Source organism: Amycolatopsis sp. NPDC051128, from assembly GCF_040682715.1.
GTDB lineage: Bacteria > Actinomycetota > Actinomycetes > Mycobacteriales > Pseudonocardiaceae > Amycolatopsis.
Window position 1 is genome coordinate 254,412 of sequence record NZ_JBFBBN010000004.1, and the last position, 17,454, is coordinate 271,865.

Consider the following 17,454-nt stretch of genomic DNA (forward strand, 5'->3'; position numbering starts at 1 on the left):
CGCGTGATCTCCTGCACCACCGTGTTGCTCGGTGAGACCTGCTGAGCCGCGGCCCGCAGACGGTCCACTATGGACAACTTCGCCCGGTCGCGTCTCACCACGGTCTCAGCTCCTTGCGGAGAAGTTCCATGGTGGCCAGGCGAGCTGAGCCGAACCGCAACGCCTGCCAACCCGCGCGGCGCGCCGCGACGACGTTTTCTTCCCGGTCGTCGATGAGCAGGATCCGGTCGGGCACCACGTCGAGCCGCCGGCACAGGACGGCGAACGCCTCGGGATCGGGCTTGCGCACCCCGATGTCCCCGCTGATGAACCAGTCGGTGAGGTATTCGCCGAGCCCGAACCGCTCACGCAGGAGCTTGGCCCACTCGCTGACGTCGTTGCTCAGGCAGGCGAGCCGGACCCCGGTGGCGTCGAGTTCGGCGAGCAGGGCGACCACGCCTTCGGTCGGCCGGTGGTTCCGGCAGTACTCCTCGTCCGACGCGCCGGAAGCGCCGGCGATCGCCCAGAAGTCCGCGGAGGACATCTTGCCGAGGCTGCATTCCCGGTACAGCTGGGCGATTTCGGGGTGGTCCAGCACGCAGCCGTGGCTGCGGAGGTAAGGCACGAGCAGGCCGGCGACATCGTCGGCGCACGAGTAGAGGACCCCCATCGCGTCGAACACCACGACGTCGATCGCGTCGCGGTGGGGGGCTGCGGGGGTGGTGATCGGCTGGGCCATGTCTCCGACGGTACCGAACACGCGTGCGAACGCCATCGCTGAATCGGGTGACCTGCCGCTGTCCGGAATTCTCCGTTCGCGACTTTTACCTTTGGCAGCAAGGAAAACTCGGCCGACGACGCGCGTCGATTCAAAAACTGTCGGACCACGTCGGCAAGCTCCCGATCAGCAGCCGCGGTCCCGCCGTCGAACGAAGAACACTCGTCCTGCGAGTAGGGCTCCGCCCGCCAGCCCGCGGCGTCGACCGTCCTGGAGGTGCCATGCACGACGAAGGTCCACGGCCCGGTGTAAGAGTTGCCGTGCCACCGGTTGCCCTGCCGGAAGGTGATCGCCTCCTCGGTCGCGGTTCCCTTGTAGGGCGACCAATCCGGGAAGGTCCCGTAGTTCGACGGCAGCGCCATCCGCCCGCACATGCTCGTGCAGCCACCCGTCCGGGATCGAACCGGAAGGTGTTCCCGTGAATCTCCACGCGTTGGGTCTTCCAACGGCAGTCGTCGTACGCCGGGGTCTTCTCGATCGTGCCCGGCGCGCACGAAGACGTCTTGGCCGAGAGGTCTCCGTCGACGCCCGGGTCGACGGAGACGGCCCCGAAGGTGGTGTTTCGTACTCGGTGGGCTGGTGGTCACAAACCACCTGGACTTCGCTTCCGGCGGCCTCCGCCGGTCAGATGGCCGGCACGGTGACGACTGACAGCAGCATTGTGCCGAAAAAGGGAATCAAGCGTCGCGACCACACGTGTCAACACGTTAGGCTGATTTCAACCACCAGTCGTCACCTGGCGGTGTCGAGTACCGTCACCATAGAGTGATCCAGGCATGGTTCGGGCGGCGTAACTTCTCCGGGTCCGCGACCGATATGTCCATTGTGGCGGGCACTTTCCGTGCTACGTCGGCGCGACGCAGACAACTAGAAGGGGCCGGCTTTGGCGCACACCGCTTCTCTCTCCCAGTTGCAGCACCCAGCATGGGCGTTGGTGAACGGCGAACTGGTCCGCTACGAAGACGTGAAGATCCACATCAGCGCCGAGGCGCTGACTCGGGCCCTCAGCGTCTTCGAGGGGCTTAAGGGGTATTGGACCGACGACGGCGAGGTCTTCGCGATCCGCAGCCCGCGGAAGCACTACGACCGGCTCTGCCGTTCGGCCGCCCTGCTGCACATCCCCATTTCGTTCGGATACGAGGACTTCGTCACCGGATTGGTGACGTTGGGTGCGGAACTGCTCGTCCCGGAGCGGGACCTCTGGTTCCGGACGACGCTCTACGTGACCGATGGTCACTGGGGTGAGGGGACCGTCGCGGACCTCGTCGTGACGGCGTTCACGCAGCAGAAGAACGACCCGGACCCCATGCGGCTCGGTGTGAGCACCTGGCGGCGCGCTTCCGACGTCGCGCTGCCGGCGCGGATCAAGAGCAGCGCCAACTACGTCGGCGGCCGCCTCGCGCGGATCGAGACCCGGCGGCTCGGGTACGACGACGCCGTACTGCTCAACGACGCCGGCCGGGTCGCCGAGGCGACCGGAGCGTGCATTCTGATCGCGAACGACGGGAAGATCATCACTCCGCCGACGAGCGAAGGGTGCCTCGACAGCATCACCGTCGGCGCGCTGGCGACGCTGGCCGAGACGATGCGGATTCCCTTCTCCCACCGGCCGGTGGAGCGGACGGAACTGCTCACCGCCCAGGAATGCGGGGTCGCGGGCACGATCTCCGAGCTGACCATGGTCGAGGAGATCGACGGCTACCGGTACGACCAGACCGGCGTGCTGTCCCGTCTCCGCGAAATGTACCTGCGTGTGATGCGGGGAGAGGCGAGCGTCCCGGGCATCGACCTGGTGCCCCTGCTCGACGCGGACCGCAAGTCCTTGCTCAAGGGAAGCCCGGGGGACCGAGCGGCCGGCTAGAGCCGCTCGAGCGCTTCGGCGAGGGACGGCGCGGTGCGGTCCCTCGCCGAAAGCAGGGTCGGCGGCAGTGGCCACGGGATGGCCAGTTCGGGATCGTCGAAGGCGATCGAAACGTCCTCGGCCGGGTTGTGCGGCCGGTCGATCCGGTAGGACACGTCGGCGGGCGCGGTGAGCGCCTGGAACCCGTGTGCGCACCCGGCGGGGATGTAGACCGAAATCTGCGACTCGCCGGACAGCGCGAAGAACTCCTTGTTCCCGAAGGTCGGCGAGTCTCGCCGGAGGTCGACGACGACGTCGAACACTTCACCGAAGGAGCAGCGCACCAGCTTGGCTTCGCCGGCGCCGGACCGCAGGTGCATGCCGCGGACGACGCCCTTGGCGGAGCGGGAGAGGCTGTCCTGGGCGAAGCCGTCCGGATCGATGCCGACCGACTTGACGACCTCGCGGTCGAAGGTCCGGGAGAAGAACCCCCGCTCGTCGACGTGCGGTGTCGGCTCGAAGAGGTAGACGCCGTCGATACCGGCGACCGGTACGGCCTTCATTCGCGTCCTCCGAAGAATCGCGTGGACAGGACGTCGAACTGCTCTTCGAGGAGCAGCGACGCTTTGGTTCCGCGGTCCGCGAGTGTGGCCTTCACGCCGTCGGCGCGGCGCAGGAGTTCTTCGAGCTGCTTGACGAGCTGGTCCACGGTGAAACCGTCCGCGGTCTGGCAGAAATCGCTGCCCAGCCCCATCTGCGCCATGAGCACGTCGTTCTTGGTGGCATAGCCGAGCGAAATCGTCGGTGTGCCGGTCTTGAGGGCACACAGCACGTTGTGGAACCGGGTCGCCACGACAGCGTCCACTGTGGACATCTGGCCCATCAGTTCGGCGAGCGAGCCCGCCTTGTCGAAGACCACGGCACCCGGCGGCAGCCCGGGCCGCTCGTCGGCGAGGGCGGCGAAGATGTCCCGGACGACCTTTTCGTCCGAGACGTCGCCGGTGAACAGCCGGATCCGGTGGCCGGCGTCGAGCAGGCGGTTGACGAGGTCCTTGATCTTCGCGACGTAGGACTCGTGGATCTCGTCCGCGCGTGCCCGGTCGTCGTTGCCGCCGTGGTAGTCCATGACGCCGAGACCGATCGTCCCGGGCGCGGCTTCCCGCGCGGGCGGAGTCGGCAGGGAAAACACCAAGTCGGGGTAGACGCGGTCGCCGGAGGTGTCGACCCCCATCCGCCGCAGGGCGTCCCTGGACGGCTCGTCCCGATAGGACCGGTAGGCCGCGTTGCGCGCGGCCGTGGTGAAGACGATCCGGGTCGCCCGGTGGCTGAGGGGGTTCGCGCCCACGCTCACCAGCGCCACCGGCGTCCCGAACAGGCGGCCCGATGTCGTCAGAAGGAACAGTGAGTAGGGGAACCCCCACGGCCGCAGCGGCAGCGTTGCCTCCAAGACGCCCATGCCTGGCACGATCACGACGTCGTGGCGCCGCACCCAGCGGGCGATCCGGGCGGCGTCGACGAGCTTGCCGAGGCCTTTCCGGGCGATCGACCCGATCCCGGACGCCGTTTCGTATTCGCCGCGGTTCCAATGCAGGCGTTCGGCGTCGAGGCCGTACCGTTCGCGGACGGTTTCGGGCCCGGCGCACAGGAAGTCCACCACGGCGTCCGGATACCGGTCCTCGAGGAACTTCAGCACCGATTCGAGTGAGCCGTCGTTGCCGAGGTTGCCCGAGCCGAGCAGGCCGAACAAGCCGACTTTCGGCGGGCGCGCGCGTCTCCCGGGGCTCACGAGCGGCTCCCCTGGCCGGCCACGATCCCGTGCACGGAGATCTCGCGGTCGCCGAGGTCGGCGGTCGGCTGGTCGGGCATCCGGCCCAGCGACGGCGCGCCCGCGCGCCGGGTCATCCATTGCCGCAGGGCGCGGTAGCACTCCCGCTTCTCGTGGCGCGAGATCGGCGCCCGCCGGATCGCGTTGACGTAGCCGAGGACGTATTCGCCGAGCAGCCGCGCGGTCGGGTGGCGAAGCTTGTCCGCCCGCTTCGGGTCCAGGTTCGCGCAGCGCCGGCGCAGGGTCGGGTATTCCCATTCGGAACGGCCGGGGTGGTCGCGACGGAAGTACAGCCAGTCCGGGACCTGGTGGAACGCGCCGTGCAGGGCCAGCTCGGAGATGATCGTGCGGTCCGCGTGGTGGTAGCTGTCCAGCGGCGCGATCCGGCGCAGCACGTCGGTGCGGATCACGGCGCCGTCGTCGTCGCCACCCTTGCCGAACAGTGTGCTGCGGAACCGCTCGGAGGGCAGCGGCGAGGAGGTGTTCAGCGGGTAGTCGATCGCCTGGACGACCTCCCCGTCGCCGTCGATGATCGCCGTGTAGGAGTGCGCGGCCACGATGTGCGGCATCTCGTCGAGCGCGGTCACGCAGCGCTCGATGAGGTCGCGTGCGTAGAGGTCGTCGTCGGAGGCCCACTTGAAGAGCTCGCCCCGGGCCACGTCGACGCTGAAGTTGTGGTTCGGGGCGCAACCGATGTTCTTGGCATGGCGGACGTACCGCACCCGCGAGTCGCGCGCGGCGTAGTCACGGCTGATCTCCTCGGTCCGGTCCGTCGACGCGTTGTCCGAGATGATCAGCTCGAAGTCCCCGAAGGTCTGGCCGAGCAGGGCGTCGAGCGCTTCCCCCAGGTAATCTTCGCCGTTGTAGACCGGCAGCCCGATGGTCAGCCGTGGCGTGGTGGTCATGCCGTCCTCGTCTCTTGGTGGTCGGGGTCAGAGTGGGGTGCCGGAGCGGCGAGGTACTGGCGCAGCCCGGCCCGGAGCTGCAGCCACCAGACGACGGATCCGCTGAGGGTGGCCGTCGCGACGCCCCACGCGGATCCGGCGGCGCCGTCGAGGAAGGCGCCGGCGATGCCGAACGTGACGTAGAACAGCGACGCGACCAGCTGCGAGCGCAGGCTCCGCTTCGCCGCGCCCAGTGCGCGCAGGCCGGCCGCGGCGCCCGTGGCGAAGCTCGCGCCGACCACGGCGAGGGTCACCGGCAGGATCAGCGGCGACGACGAGTCCCACACCGAGCCCATCACCCACCGGCCGGCGCCGTCGGGCACCAGCAGCAACAGGCCGAGGCCCCAGCACAGCGCGGCGGCGGCCTGCCCGCCGCCGAGGATCACGCAGAAGTGCTTCAGCCGGTGCGGCGCCCGCTGAAGCACCCGCGCGCCCTCGGCGACGGTGACCAGGGACAGCCCCATGAGCAGCGCCAGGAAGGGGCCGAGGAGCTGTTCGGCGCCGCGAACCGCGCCGACGGCAGTGATCCCGGCGATGGCGCCGAGGCCGTACGCCCGAAGCTGGGACGCGCCGCTGTTGCTGACGTTCTCGACCAGGTAGCGGACGCTCAGGTCGCGTTGCCGCCGGAACCAGCCCAGCGCTTCGCGGGGGTGGGGCAGGATGCCGGTCTGGAACCAGCCGAACACCGCCGCGACGGCGCCGGAGAGGCCCCAGGCCAGCACGAACGCGACCACCGTGTGGATCTGCGCGGCGACGTACAGCGCCGGGAGCAGGGCCGCGCCCCACACGCAGTCGTTGACGAACGCTTTCTTGCCCGCGCCCTTGGCGAAGAACGCGAACCGCCAGGCGTCCTGCAGGAGCAGCCCCGGCAGGACGACGGCGAGCGCGACGAATGCGTTGCCGAGCGGGCCGCCCTCGGCCAGCCCGGCGACCAGGCTGACCAGCCCGGTCACGCAGCCGACGCCGATCGCGGTGCCGGACGCGCTCGCCACACCGGCCCGCCAGCGGTCCTCCGGCACGGCGCTGAACCGCACCATCAGCGGGTCGGTGGCCAGGCCGCGCGAGACGTTGAGCACCACGCCGTAGGTCACCCAGGCGAGGCTGAAGATGCCGAACGCGAAGGTGCCGAGCGAGCGGGCCACGTACAGCCCGACGGCGAAGTTGGTCAGGCTGGACACCGCCTGGTCGCCGAGGCCCCAGCTCAGCCGCCCGGCCATGGCGCGCACGGCGCCCGACCGGAGGATCGAGCGCGGGACACGGCGATGCCTGGCCACGTCGCTCATTCCTTGACCAGACCGGCGTCGTGCAGGGCACGCGCCGCGACGTCGACGATCTCGAAGGGCAGCCCGGCGCGCTCGGCGATGTCCAGGAGGCTGTGCTCGCCGTCGGAGAGGTTGAGCACCCACAGCATCGCCATCTGGGCCTGTTTGGCGTCGCTGCGGCCGCCGAGCGACTCGTACAGCCCGCGTTTGCCGAGCTGCGGCTCGCCGTACGGGCTGAGGTTGACGTACCGGCGGTTGCGGTCCAAGACGCCGAAAGCGTCGAGCAGCGCGCCGAGCGTGTCCTCCATGGCCGCCGGCGAAACGAAACCCGGGTTGTCGGCGGAGGTGTGGTACTCGGGGTAGCCCGCGTACGGCGTCCGCGTCAGGGAACCGACGCCGAGGTTGAAGCCCGGCGAGCAGAACTGGCGCTCGTCGTAGCCGTACGGCGAGAACTCGACGACCTTGTGCTCGCGCGAGCGAAGCACGTGCTGCACGACGCGGTCGATCTCGGCGTCGCCGCGGCGGGACTTCTTGTACGTCAACGACCCAGGGTCGCCGACGCAGGCCAGCACGAGCCCGTGCTTGACCCGTTCGATGCGCGAAGAGTTGCGCGCGAGCCAGGTGATCGCGCCGATCGTGCCCGGCATGAACAGGAACCGGTACGTGTAGTGCGGCTGGGTGAGGGCCAGCTGCTGGGCCAGCGAGACGGCCACCGCGATGCCGGCGACGTTGTCGTTGGCCAGCGACGGGTGGCACACGTGGCACGACACGATGACCTCGTCGGTGACGCGGCCGGGGACGACGTGCTCGCCGTAGGTGAGCGAGCCGTCTTCCAGCGTCGAGTCGATGACGACGTCGTACTCGCCGTCGGGCAGCGCGTCGAGTACGTCCTGCGCGAGACAGAACCCCCAGGCCGGGGCGTAGAAGCTGGTCCGGTAGGGCACCCACGACGGCTGGTCGGGCAGCGTGTGCAGGTGCTCCCGCAGCTCGCTCAGGGGCATCCGCGCCGACACCGGGACGCTGTACCCGACGACGTGCAGGTTCGACTCCCGGAAGTCGATCACCCGCTCACCGGACGGCGCGGCGACGTAGGCGTCGCGGATGTTCCACTCCTGCGGGATGGTCCAGTCGAGCACGGTCGTGCCGGTCGGGACCTCGTGCCGGTCGAGCGCGATGTGCTCGCCGACGATGTCCAGGGTCTGCCGCACACCGTCGCCGGTGATGCTGCGGCAGATCGGGTACAGCCGCTCGACCAGGGCGTGCAGCTCCGCCCCGGTCCGCAACTGCTGGCTCGCCACTAGGCCCGCCGCAGGGTGTTGTCGACGCGGCCGGCTTCGCCCTGGCTGCGCAGCCAGGCCAGCCTGGTGAACAGCTGCTCGAACGACTCGCGGGTGAGCCCGAACTTCCGGTAGGCCTCGATGAGCTCGACGGCGCCGTCCTTGACCGACCACTCGCAGGTGAAGCCGGGGATGGCCGCCCGGAAGCGGGAGAAGTCGACCCGGTACGACCGCGGGTCGGGGCCCGCTTCGCCGGTGATGTTCAGCCTCGAGCCGGGCACGGCCTCGACGACCTCCTGGGCGATCTCGGCGACGGTGACGTTGTTGTCCTCGGTCCCGATGTTGAAGGCCTTGTTGTGCACGGCCTCCTTGGGCGCCGACAACGCGGCGGCGAACGCCCGCGCGATGTCCTGCGCGTGCACCAGCGGCCGCCACGGCGTGCCGTCCGAGAGCACCAGCACCTCGCCGGACAGGTGCGCGTGCGCGGTCAGGTTGTTCAGCACGATGTCGCCGCGCAGCCGGGGCGAGTAGCCGAACGCGGTCGCGTTGCGCATGTACACGGGCGTGAAGTCGTCGTCGGCGAGCTCGTGGACGTCGGCCTCGACGCGCACCTTCGACTCGGCGTACGGCGTCACCGGCTTCAGCGGCGCGTCCTCGTCGACCAGGTTGTCGCCGCCCGCGCCGTACACCGAGCAGGTCGACGCGTAGAGGTACCGCTGGACGCCGGCGTCCTTCGCCAGCTTCGCGAGCTTCACCGACGCGTGGTGGTTGATGTCGTAGGTCAGCTCCGGCGCGAGCGAGCCGAGCGGGTCGTTCGACAGCGCGGCCAGGTGGATCACGGCGTCCACCCCCGACACGTGCTTCGGCTGGATGTCCCGGAGGTCGACGACGTGCCCGGCCGGGTCGGCCGGGGCGGGTCCGAGCAGGCAGTCCTCGAACAGCCCGGAGTCGAGGCCGACGACCTCGTGGCCGGCGGCGGCGAGCACCGGGGCCATCACCGTCCCCAGATAACCCTTGTGCCCCGTCAGCAACACCCGCATCGGATTCAGCCCTTCAAATCGAGAGTGAGTTTCTTGACGAAAAACGCTTCGGCGTATTTCGTGGCCGCTTCGATCCCGCGGATCCGCGCCAGGCCGAGGAACGCCTCGCGGTCGTACCACGGCCGGTGCCGCTGCGACGCGTAGTGCTCCTGGAGCAGCCGGACCTTCTGCTCGGCGACGTCGTCTTCCAGGGGCTGGTACACCGACGGAGCGCCGAGGTCGCCGTCCCACTTGACGATCTCGTAGCCCAGCGCCAGGTGGTCGCGGAACACCGTCGGCACCAGCTTCGCCAGCCCGCGGTGGTCCTGGTGGGCGTCGTCGGTCCGGGGCGTCAGGATGACGTCCGGGTCGGTCCGCCGCCGCAGTTCCTCGAGCGCGTTCTTGGCTTCTTCCCAGTGCGCCGGGAACCGCCCGTCCGGCAGCTTCAGCACCGTGACGTCGAGCTCGGCGCCCGGGCAGAACGCCGCCAGGGCCGCCCGCTCCTCGTCCTCGCGGGGCGTGCCGCCGCCGGAGAGGACCAGCGCGTCGACCCGCAGCCCCGGCCGCGAAGCGCACAGCGTCAGCAGGGTGCCGCCGGCGCCGATCGCGATGTCGTCGCAGTGCGCGCCGAGGGCGACGACGCCGCCGAGCCGGCTGGGGTGGAGGGAGATCACCGGGCCGGCTCCCACACGGCCCACGGCCGCTCTCCGCGCGCATAGCCCTGATCCAGTGCGATGCGCTCCTTGACCGTGTCGGTCGGCCGCCAGTACCCGCGGTACGGGTAGGCGAGCAGCCGGCCCTCCTTCGCGAGCCCGGCGCAGCCGTCCGCGACGAGGTCGCCGTTCTCCGGGATGTGGTCGAACACGTCCTGGCGGAGCACGAAGTAGCCGCCGTTGGCCCAGAGCGGCATCTCGTCGACCGGGGTGATGCCGTCGACGAGACCGTTCTCCCCGACACCGATGCAGTGGAAGGTCCCCGGGGGCGGGACGACCATCATGGACGCGCCCGCGCCGGACCTTTCGAAGCGGTCGACGACTTCGGGCAGCGGCGCGTCCGTGAGGACGTCCGCGTAGTTGGCGAGGAACATTTCGTCACCGTCGAGGTGCTCACGCACCCGCCGCAGGCGTTCCCCGATCGCCGATTCGATGCCCGTCTGCACAAAGGTGATCGACCAGGTCGAGATGTCCGTGGACAGGAGCTTGGCCGTGCCGCCGTGCAGGACGAAGTCGTTCGAGTCGGTTTCCTCGTAGTTCAGGAAGAAGTCGGTGATGTGGTGGGCGCCGTAGCCGAGGCACAGGATGAAGTCCGTGTGCCCGAAGTGCGCGTAGTAGCGCATGACGTGCCAGATCAGCGGTCTGGGCCCGACCATTTGCATCGGTTTGGGGGCGTCGCCGGGAGTGCCGTTGCGCATCCGCATCCCGTAGCCACCACAGAAGAGAACGACCTTCACTTCACGACACCTCGACGATTTCCAGGCGGGGGATGGGGAACACGAGCTTTCCGCCCCAAGCACCCACGAACGACAGCTGTTCGGTCAGTTCCTCCCGGAGATTCCACGGGAGAACGAGCACGTAGTCGGGCCGGTCCGCTTCGATCCGTTCCGGGGGCAGCACCGGGATGCGGGTGCCCGGGGTGTACCGGCCGTGCTTGTAGGGGTTGCGATCGACGGTGTAGGCCAGCAGGTCCGTGCGGATCCCGCAGTGGTTGAGCAAGGTGTTGCCCTTGCCGGGGGCGCCGTAGCCGACGACGGTCTTCCCGTCGTTGCGCGCCTCGATGAGGAACTTCAGCAGGTCCAGCCGCACGCGGGTGACGCGCTCGGCGAACTCGGTGTACCCGGACAGCTCGTGCAGCCCGGCCGCCTTCTCCGCGGCCAGCACATCGGTCATCCGCCTGCTCGGCGCGCCCGCGACCGCCTCGGGCCGGGCCCAGAGCCGGATCGACCCGCCGTGCGTCGGCAGGAGTTCGACGTCGACCACGGTCAGCCCGCCGGTCGCGAGGGCCCGGCGCGCGGATTCGACCGTGTAGTACTGGAAGTGCTCGTGGTAGATCGTGTCGTACTGGTTCTTCTCGATCAGCGTGAGCAGGTGCTGGACCTCGATGGAGACCCACCCGTCGTCCGCGACCAGCGCCCGCAGGCCCTGGGTGAAGCCGAGGACGTCGGGGATGTGCGCGTAGACGTTGTTCGCGGCCACGAGGTCCGCCGGCCCGTGCTCCTCGCGCACTTTCAGGCCGGTTTCCTCGGAGAGGAAGGCCGTCAGGGTGGGCACGCCGGCGTCCCGCGCCGCCTGCCCGACGTTCACCGAAGGTTCGACGCCCAGACACCGGATACCGTGCTCGACGACGTGCTTGAGCAGGTAACCGTCATTGCTCGCGACCTCCACGACGAACGACTTCGCGCCGAGGCCGAGCCGCTCGACCGCGCCGTCGACGAACTGCTTCGCGTGCTCCACCCACGAGGTGGAAAAGGACGAGAAGTACGCGTATTCGGTGAAGGTTTCGTCGGGGTCGATCAGCGGCGGAATCTGGGCCAGCCAGCAGTCGGTGCATACCTTCAGGTGGAGCGGGAAGGTGGCTTCCGGCTCGTCGAGCTGCTCGGCGGTCAGAAACCGCTCACACGGGGGAGTCGCACCGAGATCGACGACGCCGGCCGTGTTTGTCGAACCGCAGAGTCGACATGTGGTCATCTACAGGCTCCTAGGCTCGCGGTCGCGATGTGCGTTAGACACGTCGACCTGCGCCGGAAGGTCGTTACACCGAGGCGGGCGGCCTGATGGACCGATTCGGAACCGAAACATCACCACACCGACCAGGTGACGTGTGGCGGAGGTCACGGACGGTGCCCGGCCGTGCCCGAAATCCACAGTGGACGTGACGTCCGGGGCGCGGCCGGCGCGCCCTAGGCTGGCCCGATGACTACTGAGCCGACGCCCCGCCTGAGCGGGGTCGCGGGCGTGGTGCTGACGATCCGCTTCCTGACCGAGCTGGCGCTGCTGGCCGGCCTCGCGGTCGCGGGTGCCCATCTCGGCGACGGGGTGGCGCTGGCGATCGTCGACGCCGTCCTGCTCCCCGTGGCGGCGGCCGCGGTCTGGGGCCTGTTCGTCGCCCCGCGGGCCCGTCGACGGCTGCCGGAACCGGCACGCTTCCTGGTGGAGTTCGTCCTGTTCGCGGCGGCGGGCGTGGTGCTGGCGCTGGTGGGCTGGCTCGTCGCGGGACTCGTGCTGGCCGTCGTGGGCATCGGCGTCGCGGCGCTGACCCGGCGGTTCGCGAAGGACGGCTGAACGCGCCTGGAGCATGGACAGCGTTGGTGCCCTGGTGCACGGTCAGCGTGGGCGATTCGCCGCGCAGCAGCAAGTTTTTGCGCTCGGTTCGGATCGCCGGGTCCACAATGGACAAGTGGTGGATGCCGGAGTTCGCGACGGAGATCCGGTTGGTCTTCGTGTCGACGGCGACGTCACCGGGCCTGCCGCCGACGGGGACCACCGCGCTGCGCGGGTCCACCACGGACCCCGTCCCGGCCTGGGCATCCGTGACGTACCCGACCCCGGTGACGGGACTCACCGCGACCCCGGCCGGGGTGCCCCCGACGTCGCTCGAGCGGACGTCCTCGGCGCGCGCGGACCCGGGTGGCACCAAGGTGCCGGCACCCGCCTTCACCAGGGCGAACAGGGTCCTCCGGCGTAGCTGGCGACCTCGCATCGGCGCCTCCGCTCGTGATCAACTCACCACCCGAGAGTAGCCCCCGCGAACATCACGGGAAGGAACTTCGCGTCCCCCGATCGCGTTGTTTCCACTGGGTAACCCACTGGAAGAGCGGATGGGAGGCGAGCGCGCGTGCACGGGCACCAGAACGGACTCAAGACGGCGTTGCTGCTCGGCCTGCTGTCGGCGATCATCATCGCGATCAGCGGGCTCTTCGGCCGCGGTGCCCTGGTCATCGGCCTGGTCATCGCGCTGGGGATCAACGCCTTCGCCTACTTCAACTCGGACAAGATGGCACTGCGCGCGATGCGGGCGTGGCCGGTGTCCGAGGCCGAGCAGCCCGCGATGTACCGGATCGTGCGCGAGCTGGCGACCGTCGCCCGCCAGCCGATGCCGCGGCTCTACCTCAGCCCGACCGCCGCGCCGAACGCGTTCGCGACCGGCCGCAGCCCGCGGCACGCGGCGGTGTGCTGCACCACCGGCATCCTCGACCTGCTCGACGAGCGCGAGCTGCGGGCCGTGCTCGGCCACGAGCTGTCCCACGTCTACAACCGCGACATCCTGATCTCGTGCGTCGCCGGCGCGCTGGCCGGCGTGATCAGCGTGCTCGCGAACATCGGCCTGTTCTTCGGCGGCAACAACCGCGACGGGAACCCCCTGCTCAGCCTGCTGCTGATCTTCGTCGGCCCGATCGCCGCCGCGGTCATCCGGATGGGGGTGAGCCGGTCGCGGGAGTACCAGGCGGACGCGTCCGGCGCGGAGCTGACCGGCGATCCGCTGGGCCTGGCCTCGGCGCTGCGGAAGCTCGACGCGGGGACGCGGGCTCGGCCGCTGGTGGCCGAGCCCCAGCTGGTCTCGCAGTCGCACCTGATGATCGCGAACCCGTTCCGTCCCGGCGAGGGCCTGAGCAAGCTGTTCTCGACCCACCCGCCGATCGACGAGCGCGTCCGGCGGCTCGAGGAGATGGCCCGCCGCGGGCCGGGCGGCCTCTGAGCCCGGCCTAGGCCGAAGCCCCCGCCGCTACGGCGACCGCCTTCACGTAGTCGCCGTAGCCGGACTTCGCCAGCTTCGCGCCCAGCGCGTAGCACTCGTCGGCGTCGATGAAGCCCATGCGCAGGGCGATCTCCTCGAGGCACGCGATGCGCACGCCGGTGCGGTGCTCCAGCACCTGCACGAACTGCCCCGCCTCGAGCAGCGAGTCGTGCGTGCCGGTGTCGAGCCAGGCGAACCCGCGGCTCAGCTCGACCAGCGTCGCCCGGTCCTGGCGCACGTAGGTGAGGTTGACGTCGGTGATCTCCAGCTCGCCGCGCGCCGACGGCTTGAGCGCCCGCGCGATCTCGACGACCTGGTTGTCGTAGAAGTACAGCCCGGTGATCGCCTTGTTCGAGCGGGGCTTGGCCGGCTTCTCCTCGATGGAGACCAGCTTGCCGTCCGGGCCGACTTCGCCGACGCCGTAGCGCTCGGGGTCCTTGACCGGGTAGCCGAACAGGACGCAGCCGTCGAGCTCGAGGACCGCGGTCTGCAGCCGGCCGGAGAAGCCCTGGCCGTAGAAGATGTTGTCGCCGAGCACGAGCGCCACGTCGTCGTCGCCGATGAAGTCCGCGCCGATCACGAACGCCTCGGCCAGTCCGTTCGGGCTGGGCTGCTCGGCGTAGGAGAACGAGACGCCGAACTGGTCGCCGTTGCCCAGCAGCTTGCGGAACATCGGCAGGTCGGCGGGGGTGGAGATGACGAGGATCTCGCGGATCCCGGCCAGCATCAGCACCGAGATCGGGTAGTAGACCATCGGCTTGTCGTAGACCGGGAGCAGCTGCTTCGACACCGCCTGGGTGATCGGGTGCAGGCGTGTCCCGCTGCCTCCGGCCAGCACGATGCCCTTCATTGGCTGCCTCCTCTTGTCGGTCCTCGGCTTGTCCACCCTACGGGCCGGGCGCCGGGGCTCGAGGGGAAGCGCTAGAAAGCCGGCCCCTTGCCGAAGTAGGCCTTGCAGCCGAGGTTGTACTCGGTGGCGATCTCCAGCACGTTCCTGCCGCCGTCCACCGGCAGCAGCGTCGAGGAGTAGTTGGGGCAGAAGTTGTTGTAGACACCGGTGATGCGCACGGGAGCGGGCAGCTCGTACCAGTTGCCGCTGCCGAAGTTGTCGTTCGCCAGCAGCACCTGGCCGCTCTTCGGCTGCGGCTGGCCCTTCGCGTTGGTGTAGATCTGCCCGACCATGACGATCCGCACACCGTTCGGGCCGCCGGGGAACAGCGTGATCGTCTGCGCGTGCTGGAAGTAGTTGCCGTTCGCCGTGGTGACCCGGGTGCCGGGGTCGGCCGGGCTGCCCCAGTTGGCGCCGTCGGGGGAGATCTTGAAGTACGGGTCGCAGTAGCGGTCGCGGAAGTTGCAGATCTCGTAGGCGAAGTAGTAGCGGCCGTCGGGGAGCCGCCGGATGATCGGCATGCCCGGCCGGACGCGGTCCGGCGGGATCGCCATGGTGAGCTGCTTGGCGCCCCACGTCACCCCGTCGGTCGAGGCGACCCGGTTCATCACCTGCGCGTACTTCGGCGCCTGCGTCTCGTCGGCGTAGTGCAGCCACAGCGTGCCGCCGGCGTCGACGGTGAACTCCGCCTCCCAGATGCCGTCGGTGTTGTGCGACCGGGCCGCTTCGGACAGGAACGCCCACGTGTGGCCGCCGTCCTTGCTCGCCCAGACCCGGATCCCGACGCGGCGCTGCGCCCCGCCGTTCTGCCGGTAGGACGCGGCCCACAGCAGCGTGCCCGCCCGGAGCCTGCCGACGCGCCGCGGCAGCTCGTAGACGGTGCCGCAGCACATGCCGTGGCGGCCATCGGGGTCGTGGATCTCGCCGATCTTGTGGAACGTTTCGCCCTCGTCGGTGCTCTCCATGATCGGCGTGAACTTGCCGCCACGGTCTTCGCTCGTCAGCGACGCGATGATGTGCCCGCGGCCGACGATCGAGTGCTCGAGCCGGATCAGCCGCGCGTAGGAGCCGTAGCCGGGCACGAGCTGCTTGCGCTCCGCGGCGCTCGCGGGTGTCAGCAGCGCGGCGACGGCGGTGAGCGACAGCACGAAGACGAGCAATCGGCGCATCCTGACCCTCTCCACGCGGTGACCGCGCGATTACACCACGCGAGCACGGTCCTCCGTGGACAGTCACGCGGGCATTTCGCGCGTTCGAGGGGGCTGCTGGGCCCGATGGGGTGATCGATCACCCGTGGCGACGGTAACGCTGCGGCGAAGGCCGCCGAAAGATCACGGGAGGGCCGGTGGTGGCCCCGAGGGGGAACGATGAACTTCCGGCTGTCCTGCGTCCTGGTGGCCGCGGCGGCGCTGACCGTCGCGTGCGCGCCCGCCAGCGGCTACGGCCAGATCGTGTCGGCTTCGTCCGAGTGGCCAGAGCCGGTTTCGCCCACAGCGCCCGCCGCGCCCACGTCGTCCGCGCCCGCGCCGCCGCGCGAGGTCCCGCCGGAGACGCACACGGGCAAGGGCGACGGCCGGTTCGCGACGAGCTGGCCGGCCGGCCAGCCGGCGTTCGTGACGTTCGACTGCCCGAAGTGCTCGTCGAACGTGATGGTGGAAACGGACGGCTTCGACGTCGGGCTGGTCAACGCGATCGGCAAGTACCACGGAACGGCGTGGTTCAACATCACCGCCGCGGGCCGTCCGGTGACGACGGTTTCGGTGCGCGCGAACGCCCCCTGGACGGCGACGGTGGCCGACTTCCGCAGCGTGCCGTCGCTGGAGCGCGGCAAACCCGCCCCCGGCAGGGGCGACGCGGTGTTCCGGGTCCCGGAAGGCGTGACGCAGGCGGCGTTCACGGCGAAGGGCTCAGGTCACGTGGCGCTGTGGGTGACGAAGGAGTCGAGCGTCGACCTGCTGGTCAACGAGATCGGCGCCCAGCAGCGCACGGTGCAGCTGACCGGCCCGGCGTTCCTCCGGATCGACGACTGGGAAGGCAGCTGGACGATCACGCCGTCCTGACCCGCGGGCGCCCGGCCGGGCCCCCGCGGGCCGACGGGCTCACCGGTAGTTGGTGAACTGCAGCGCGATCTCGAAGTCCTTGCCCTTGAGCAGGGCGATGACGTCCTGCAGCTGGTCCTTCTTCTTGCCCGAAACGCGCAGCTGGTCGCCCTGGATCTGGGCCTGGACGCCCTTCGGGCCTTCGTCGCGGATGAACTTGGCGATCTGCTTCGCCTTGTCCGACGCGATGCCCTGGAGGATCTTGCCCGAGATCTTGTAGATCTTGCCCGAGAGCGCCGGCTCGTCCGCCTCGAAGGCCTTCAGCGAGATGCCGCGCTTGATCAGCTTCTCCTTGAACACCTCGACCGCGGCCAGCGCGCGCTCCTCGGTCTCGGACTCGATCGTGATCGCTTCCTCGCCGGCCCAGTTGATCGTCGTGCCGGTGCCGCGGAAGTCGAACCGCGTGCCGAGTTCCTTGCCTGCCTGGTTCAGCGCGTTGTCCACCTCCTGGCGGTCGACCTTGCTCACGACGTCGAAAGACGGATCCGCCACGTGTCCTCACACCTCGTACTCGCTAGTCAGGGGCCACCCAGCCTAGCCCCCACCGGGGGAGGGGTATCCCGGTTGACCCCCGCGGAGAGGGGTTGGGTAAGCTTCTCCCCGGCCGGTGCGACCGGCCATGGCGGGTTACCCGAGTGGCCAAAGGGGACTGGCTGTAAACCAGTTGGCTTACGCCTACGGGGGTTCGAATCCCTCACCCGCCACGTCGTTCACGAGAGAGCCCTGTCTGCGGAACACGCAGACGGGGCTCTCTCCGTTGTGTCTCTTGGGGGTCGGACCCCCAAACCCCCGCCAGGGGGCTCCGCCCCCT

18 protein-coding genes, 1 tRNA gene and 1 pseudogene are annotated in these 17,454 nt (G+C 69.6%); 6 read left to right on the forward strand and 14 right to left on the reverse strand.

Features of this window, described 5'->3' with window-relative positions:
* Positions 1 to 94: 94 nt before the first annotated feature.
* Positions 95 to 718, reverse strand: coding sequence for an HAD-IA family hydrolase (locus AB0M82_RS07050; RefSeq protein WP_364718368.1), 624 nt, complete (start codon positions 716 to 718; stop codon positions 95 to 97).
* Between the two features lie 173 nt (positions 719 to 891).
* Positions 892 to 1,253, reverse strand: a pseudogene (locus tag AB0M82_RS07055) (right-handed parallel beta-helix repeat-containing protein); the annotation flags it as partial.
* Positions 1,254 to 1,691: 438 nt separating this feature from the next.
* Here AB0M82_RS07055 and AB0M82_RS07060 point away from each other — a divergent pair.
* Positions 1,692 to 2,618: an aminotransferase class IV gene (locus tag AB0M82_RS07060; protein ID WP_364718369.1), complete on the forward strand. Its 927-nt coding sequence runs from the start codon at positions 1,692 to 1,694 to the stop codon at positions 2,616 to 2,618.
* On the opposite strand, the gene rfbC is transcribed toward AB0M82_RS07060, so the two are convergent.
* Genes rfbC through AB0M82_RS07105 form a run of 9 tightly spaced genes read right to left on the reverse strand, consistent with a single transcriptional unit; the run spans position 2,615 to position 11,608 of the window.
* Entirely contained in the window at positions 2,615 to 3,160 is a 546-nt protein-coding gene (rfbC, locus tag AB0M82_RS07065) for a dTDP-4-dehydrorhamnose 3,5-epimerase (RefSeq protein WP_364718370.1), read from the reverse strand. The two genes, AB0M82_RS07060 and rfbC, sit on opposite strands and share 4 nt — an antisense overlap.
* On the reverse strand, positions 3,157 to 4,383 hold the full coding sequence (locus AB0M82_RS07070) for a polysaccharide pyruvyl transferase family protein (protein WP_364718372.1): 1,227 nt from the start codon (positions 4,381 to 4,383) through the stop codon (positions 3,157 to 3,159). Before AB0M82_RS07070 ends, rfbC begins: the two co-directional genes overlap by 4 nt.
* Entirely contained in the window at positions 4,380 to 5,327 is a 948-nt protein-coding gene (locus AB0M82_RS07075) for a glycosyltransferase family 2 protein (RefSeq protein ID WP_364718373.1), read from the reverse strand. Before AB0M82_RS07075 ends, AB0M82_RS07070 begins: the two co-directional genes overlap by 4 nt.
* Positions 5,324 to 6,640, reverse strand: coding sequence for a hypothetical protein (locus tag AB0M82_RS07080; protein ID WP_364718375.1), 1,317 nt, complete (start codon positions 6,638 to 6,640; stop codon positions 5,324 to 5,326). Before AB0M82_RS07080 ends, AB0M82_RS07075 begins: the two co-directional genes overlap by 4 nt.
* Positions 6,641 to 6,645: 5 nt before the next feature.
* Positions 6,646 to 7,926: a DUF4910 domain-containing protein gene (locus AB0M82_RS07085; protein WP_364718376.1), complete on the reverse strand. Its 1,281-nt coding sequence runs from the start codon at positions 7,924 to 7,926 to the stop codon at positions 6,646 to 6,648.
* Positions 7,926 to 8,945 carry an SDR family oxidoreductase gene (locus tag AB0M82_RS07090; protein WP_364718377.1) on the reverse strand — a complete coding sequence of 340 codons (1,020 nt, stop codon included), beginning with the start codon at positions 8,943 to 8,945 and terminating at the stop codon, positions 7,926 to 7,928. Before AB0M82_RS07090 ends, AB0M82_RS07085 begins: the two co-directional genes overlap by 1 nt.
* A gap of 5 nt (positions 8,946 to 8,950) precedes the next feature.
* Positions 8,951 to 9,598 carry a PIG-L deacetylase family protein gene (locus tag AB0M82_RS07095; protein ID WP_364718379.1) on the reverse strand — a complete coding sequence of 216 codons (648 nt, stop codon included), beginning with the start codon at positions 9,596 to 9,598 and terminating at the stop codon, positions 8,951 to 8,953.
* Positions 9,595 to 10,374, reverse strand: coding sequence for a glucose-1-phosphate cytidylyltransferase (locus tag AB0M82_RS07100; protein WP_364718380.1), 780 nt, complete (start codon positions 10,372 to 10,374; stop codon positions 9,595 to 9,597). Before AB0M82_RS07100 ends, AB0M82_RS07095 begins: the two co-directional genes overlap by 4 nt.
* 1 nt (position 10,375) lies before the next feature.
* Positions 10,376 to 11,608 carry a class I SAM-dependent methyltransferase gene (locus tag AB0M82_RS07105; protein WP_364718381.1) on the reverse strand — a complete coding sequence of 411 codons (1,233 nt, stop codon included), beginning with the start codon at positions 11,606 to 11,608 and terminating at the stop codon, positions 10,376 to 10,378.
* A gap of 225 nt (positions 11,609 to 11,833) precedes the next feature.
* On the opposite strand from AB0M82_RS07105, the gene AB0M82_RS07110 reads away from it, so the two are divergent.
* The 3 genes from AB0M82_RS07110 (at position 11,834) to htpX (ending at position 13,616) form a co-directional block, all read left to right on the forward strand.
* Positions 11,834 to 12,202 (forward strand): YrdB family protein, encoded by a 369-nt coding sequence (locus tag AB0M82_RS07110; RefSeq protein WP_364718383.1) that lies wholly within the window; start codon positions 11,834 to 11,836, stop codon positions 12,200 to 12,202.
* A 77-nt stretch (positions 12,203 to 12,279) separates the two neighbouring features.
* A complete protein-coding gene (locus tag AB0M82_RS07115) occupies positions 12,280 to 12,660 on the forward strand; it encodes a hypothetical protein (RefSeq protein WP_364718385.1) in 381 nt (126 codons plus the stop codon).
* A gap of 95 nt (positions 12,661 to 12,755) precedes the next feature.
* Positions 12,756 to 13,616: a zinc metalloprotease HtpX gene (gene htpX / locus AB0M82_RS07120; RefSeq protein ID WP_364718387.1), complete on the forward strand. Its 861-nt coding sequence runs from the start codon at positions 12,756 to 12,758 to the stop codon at positions 13,614 to 13,616.
* A gap of 7 nt (positions 13,617 to 13,623) precedes the next feature.
* On the opposite strand, the gene rfbA is transcribed toward htpX, so the two are convergent.
* Positions 13,624 to 14,505: a glucose-1-phosphate thymidylyltransferase RfbA gene (gene rfbA, locus AB0M82_RS07125; RefSeq protein ID WP_364718388.1), complete on the reverse strand. Its 882-nt coding sequence runs from the start codon at positions 14,503 to 14,505 to the stop codon at positions 13,624 to 13,626.
* A gap of 71 nt (positions 14,506 to 14,576) precedes the next feature.
* Positions 14,577 to 15,713, reverse strand: coding sequence for a sialidase family protein (locus tag AB0M82_RS07130; protein ID WP_364718389.1), 1,137 nt, complete (start codon positions 15,711 to 15,713; stop codon positions 14,577 to 14,579).
* 198 nt (positions 15,714 to 15,911) lie between these two features.
* Between AB0M82_RS07130 and AB0M82_RS07135 the strand changes: the two genes are divergently transcribed.
* Entirely contained in the window at positions 15,912 to 16,604 is a 693-nt protein-coding gene (locus AB0M82_RS07135) for a hypothetical protein (RefSeq protein WP_364718390.1), read from the forward strand.
* Between the two features lie 39 nt (positions 16,605 to 16,643).
* On the opposite strand, the gene AB0M82_RS07140 is transcribed toward AB0M82_RS07135, so the two are convergent.
* The gene (locus AB0M82_RS07140) at positions 16,644 to 17,135 is read right to left on the reverse strand and encodes a YajQ family cyclic di-GMP-binding protein (RefSeq protein ID WP_364718391.1); all 492 of its coding nucleotides are present in this window, start codon (positions 17,133 to 17,135) and stop codon (positions 16,644 to 16,646) included.
* Between the two features lie 129 nt (positions 17,136 to 17,264).
* Here AB0M82_RS07140 and AB0M82_RS07145 point away from each other — a divergent pair.
* Positions 17,265 to 17,347, forward strand: a tRNA-Tyr gene (locus AB0M82_RS07145).
* Positions 17,348 to 17,454: the final 107 nt, after the last annotated feature.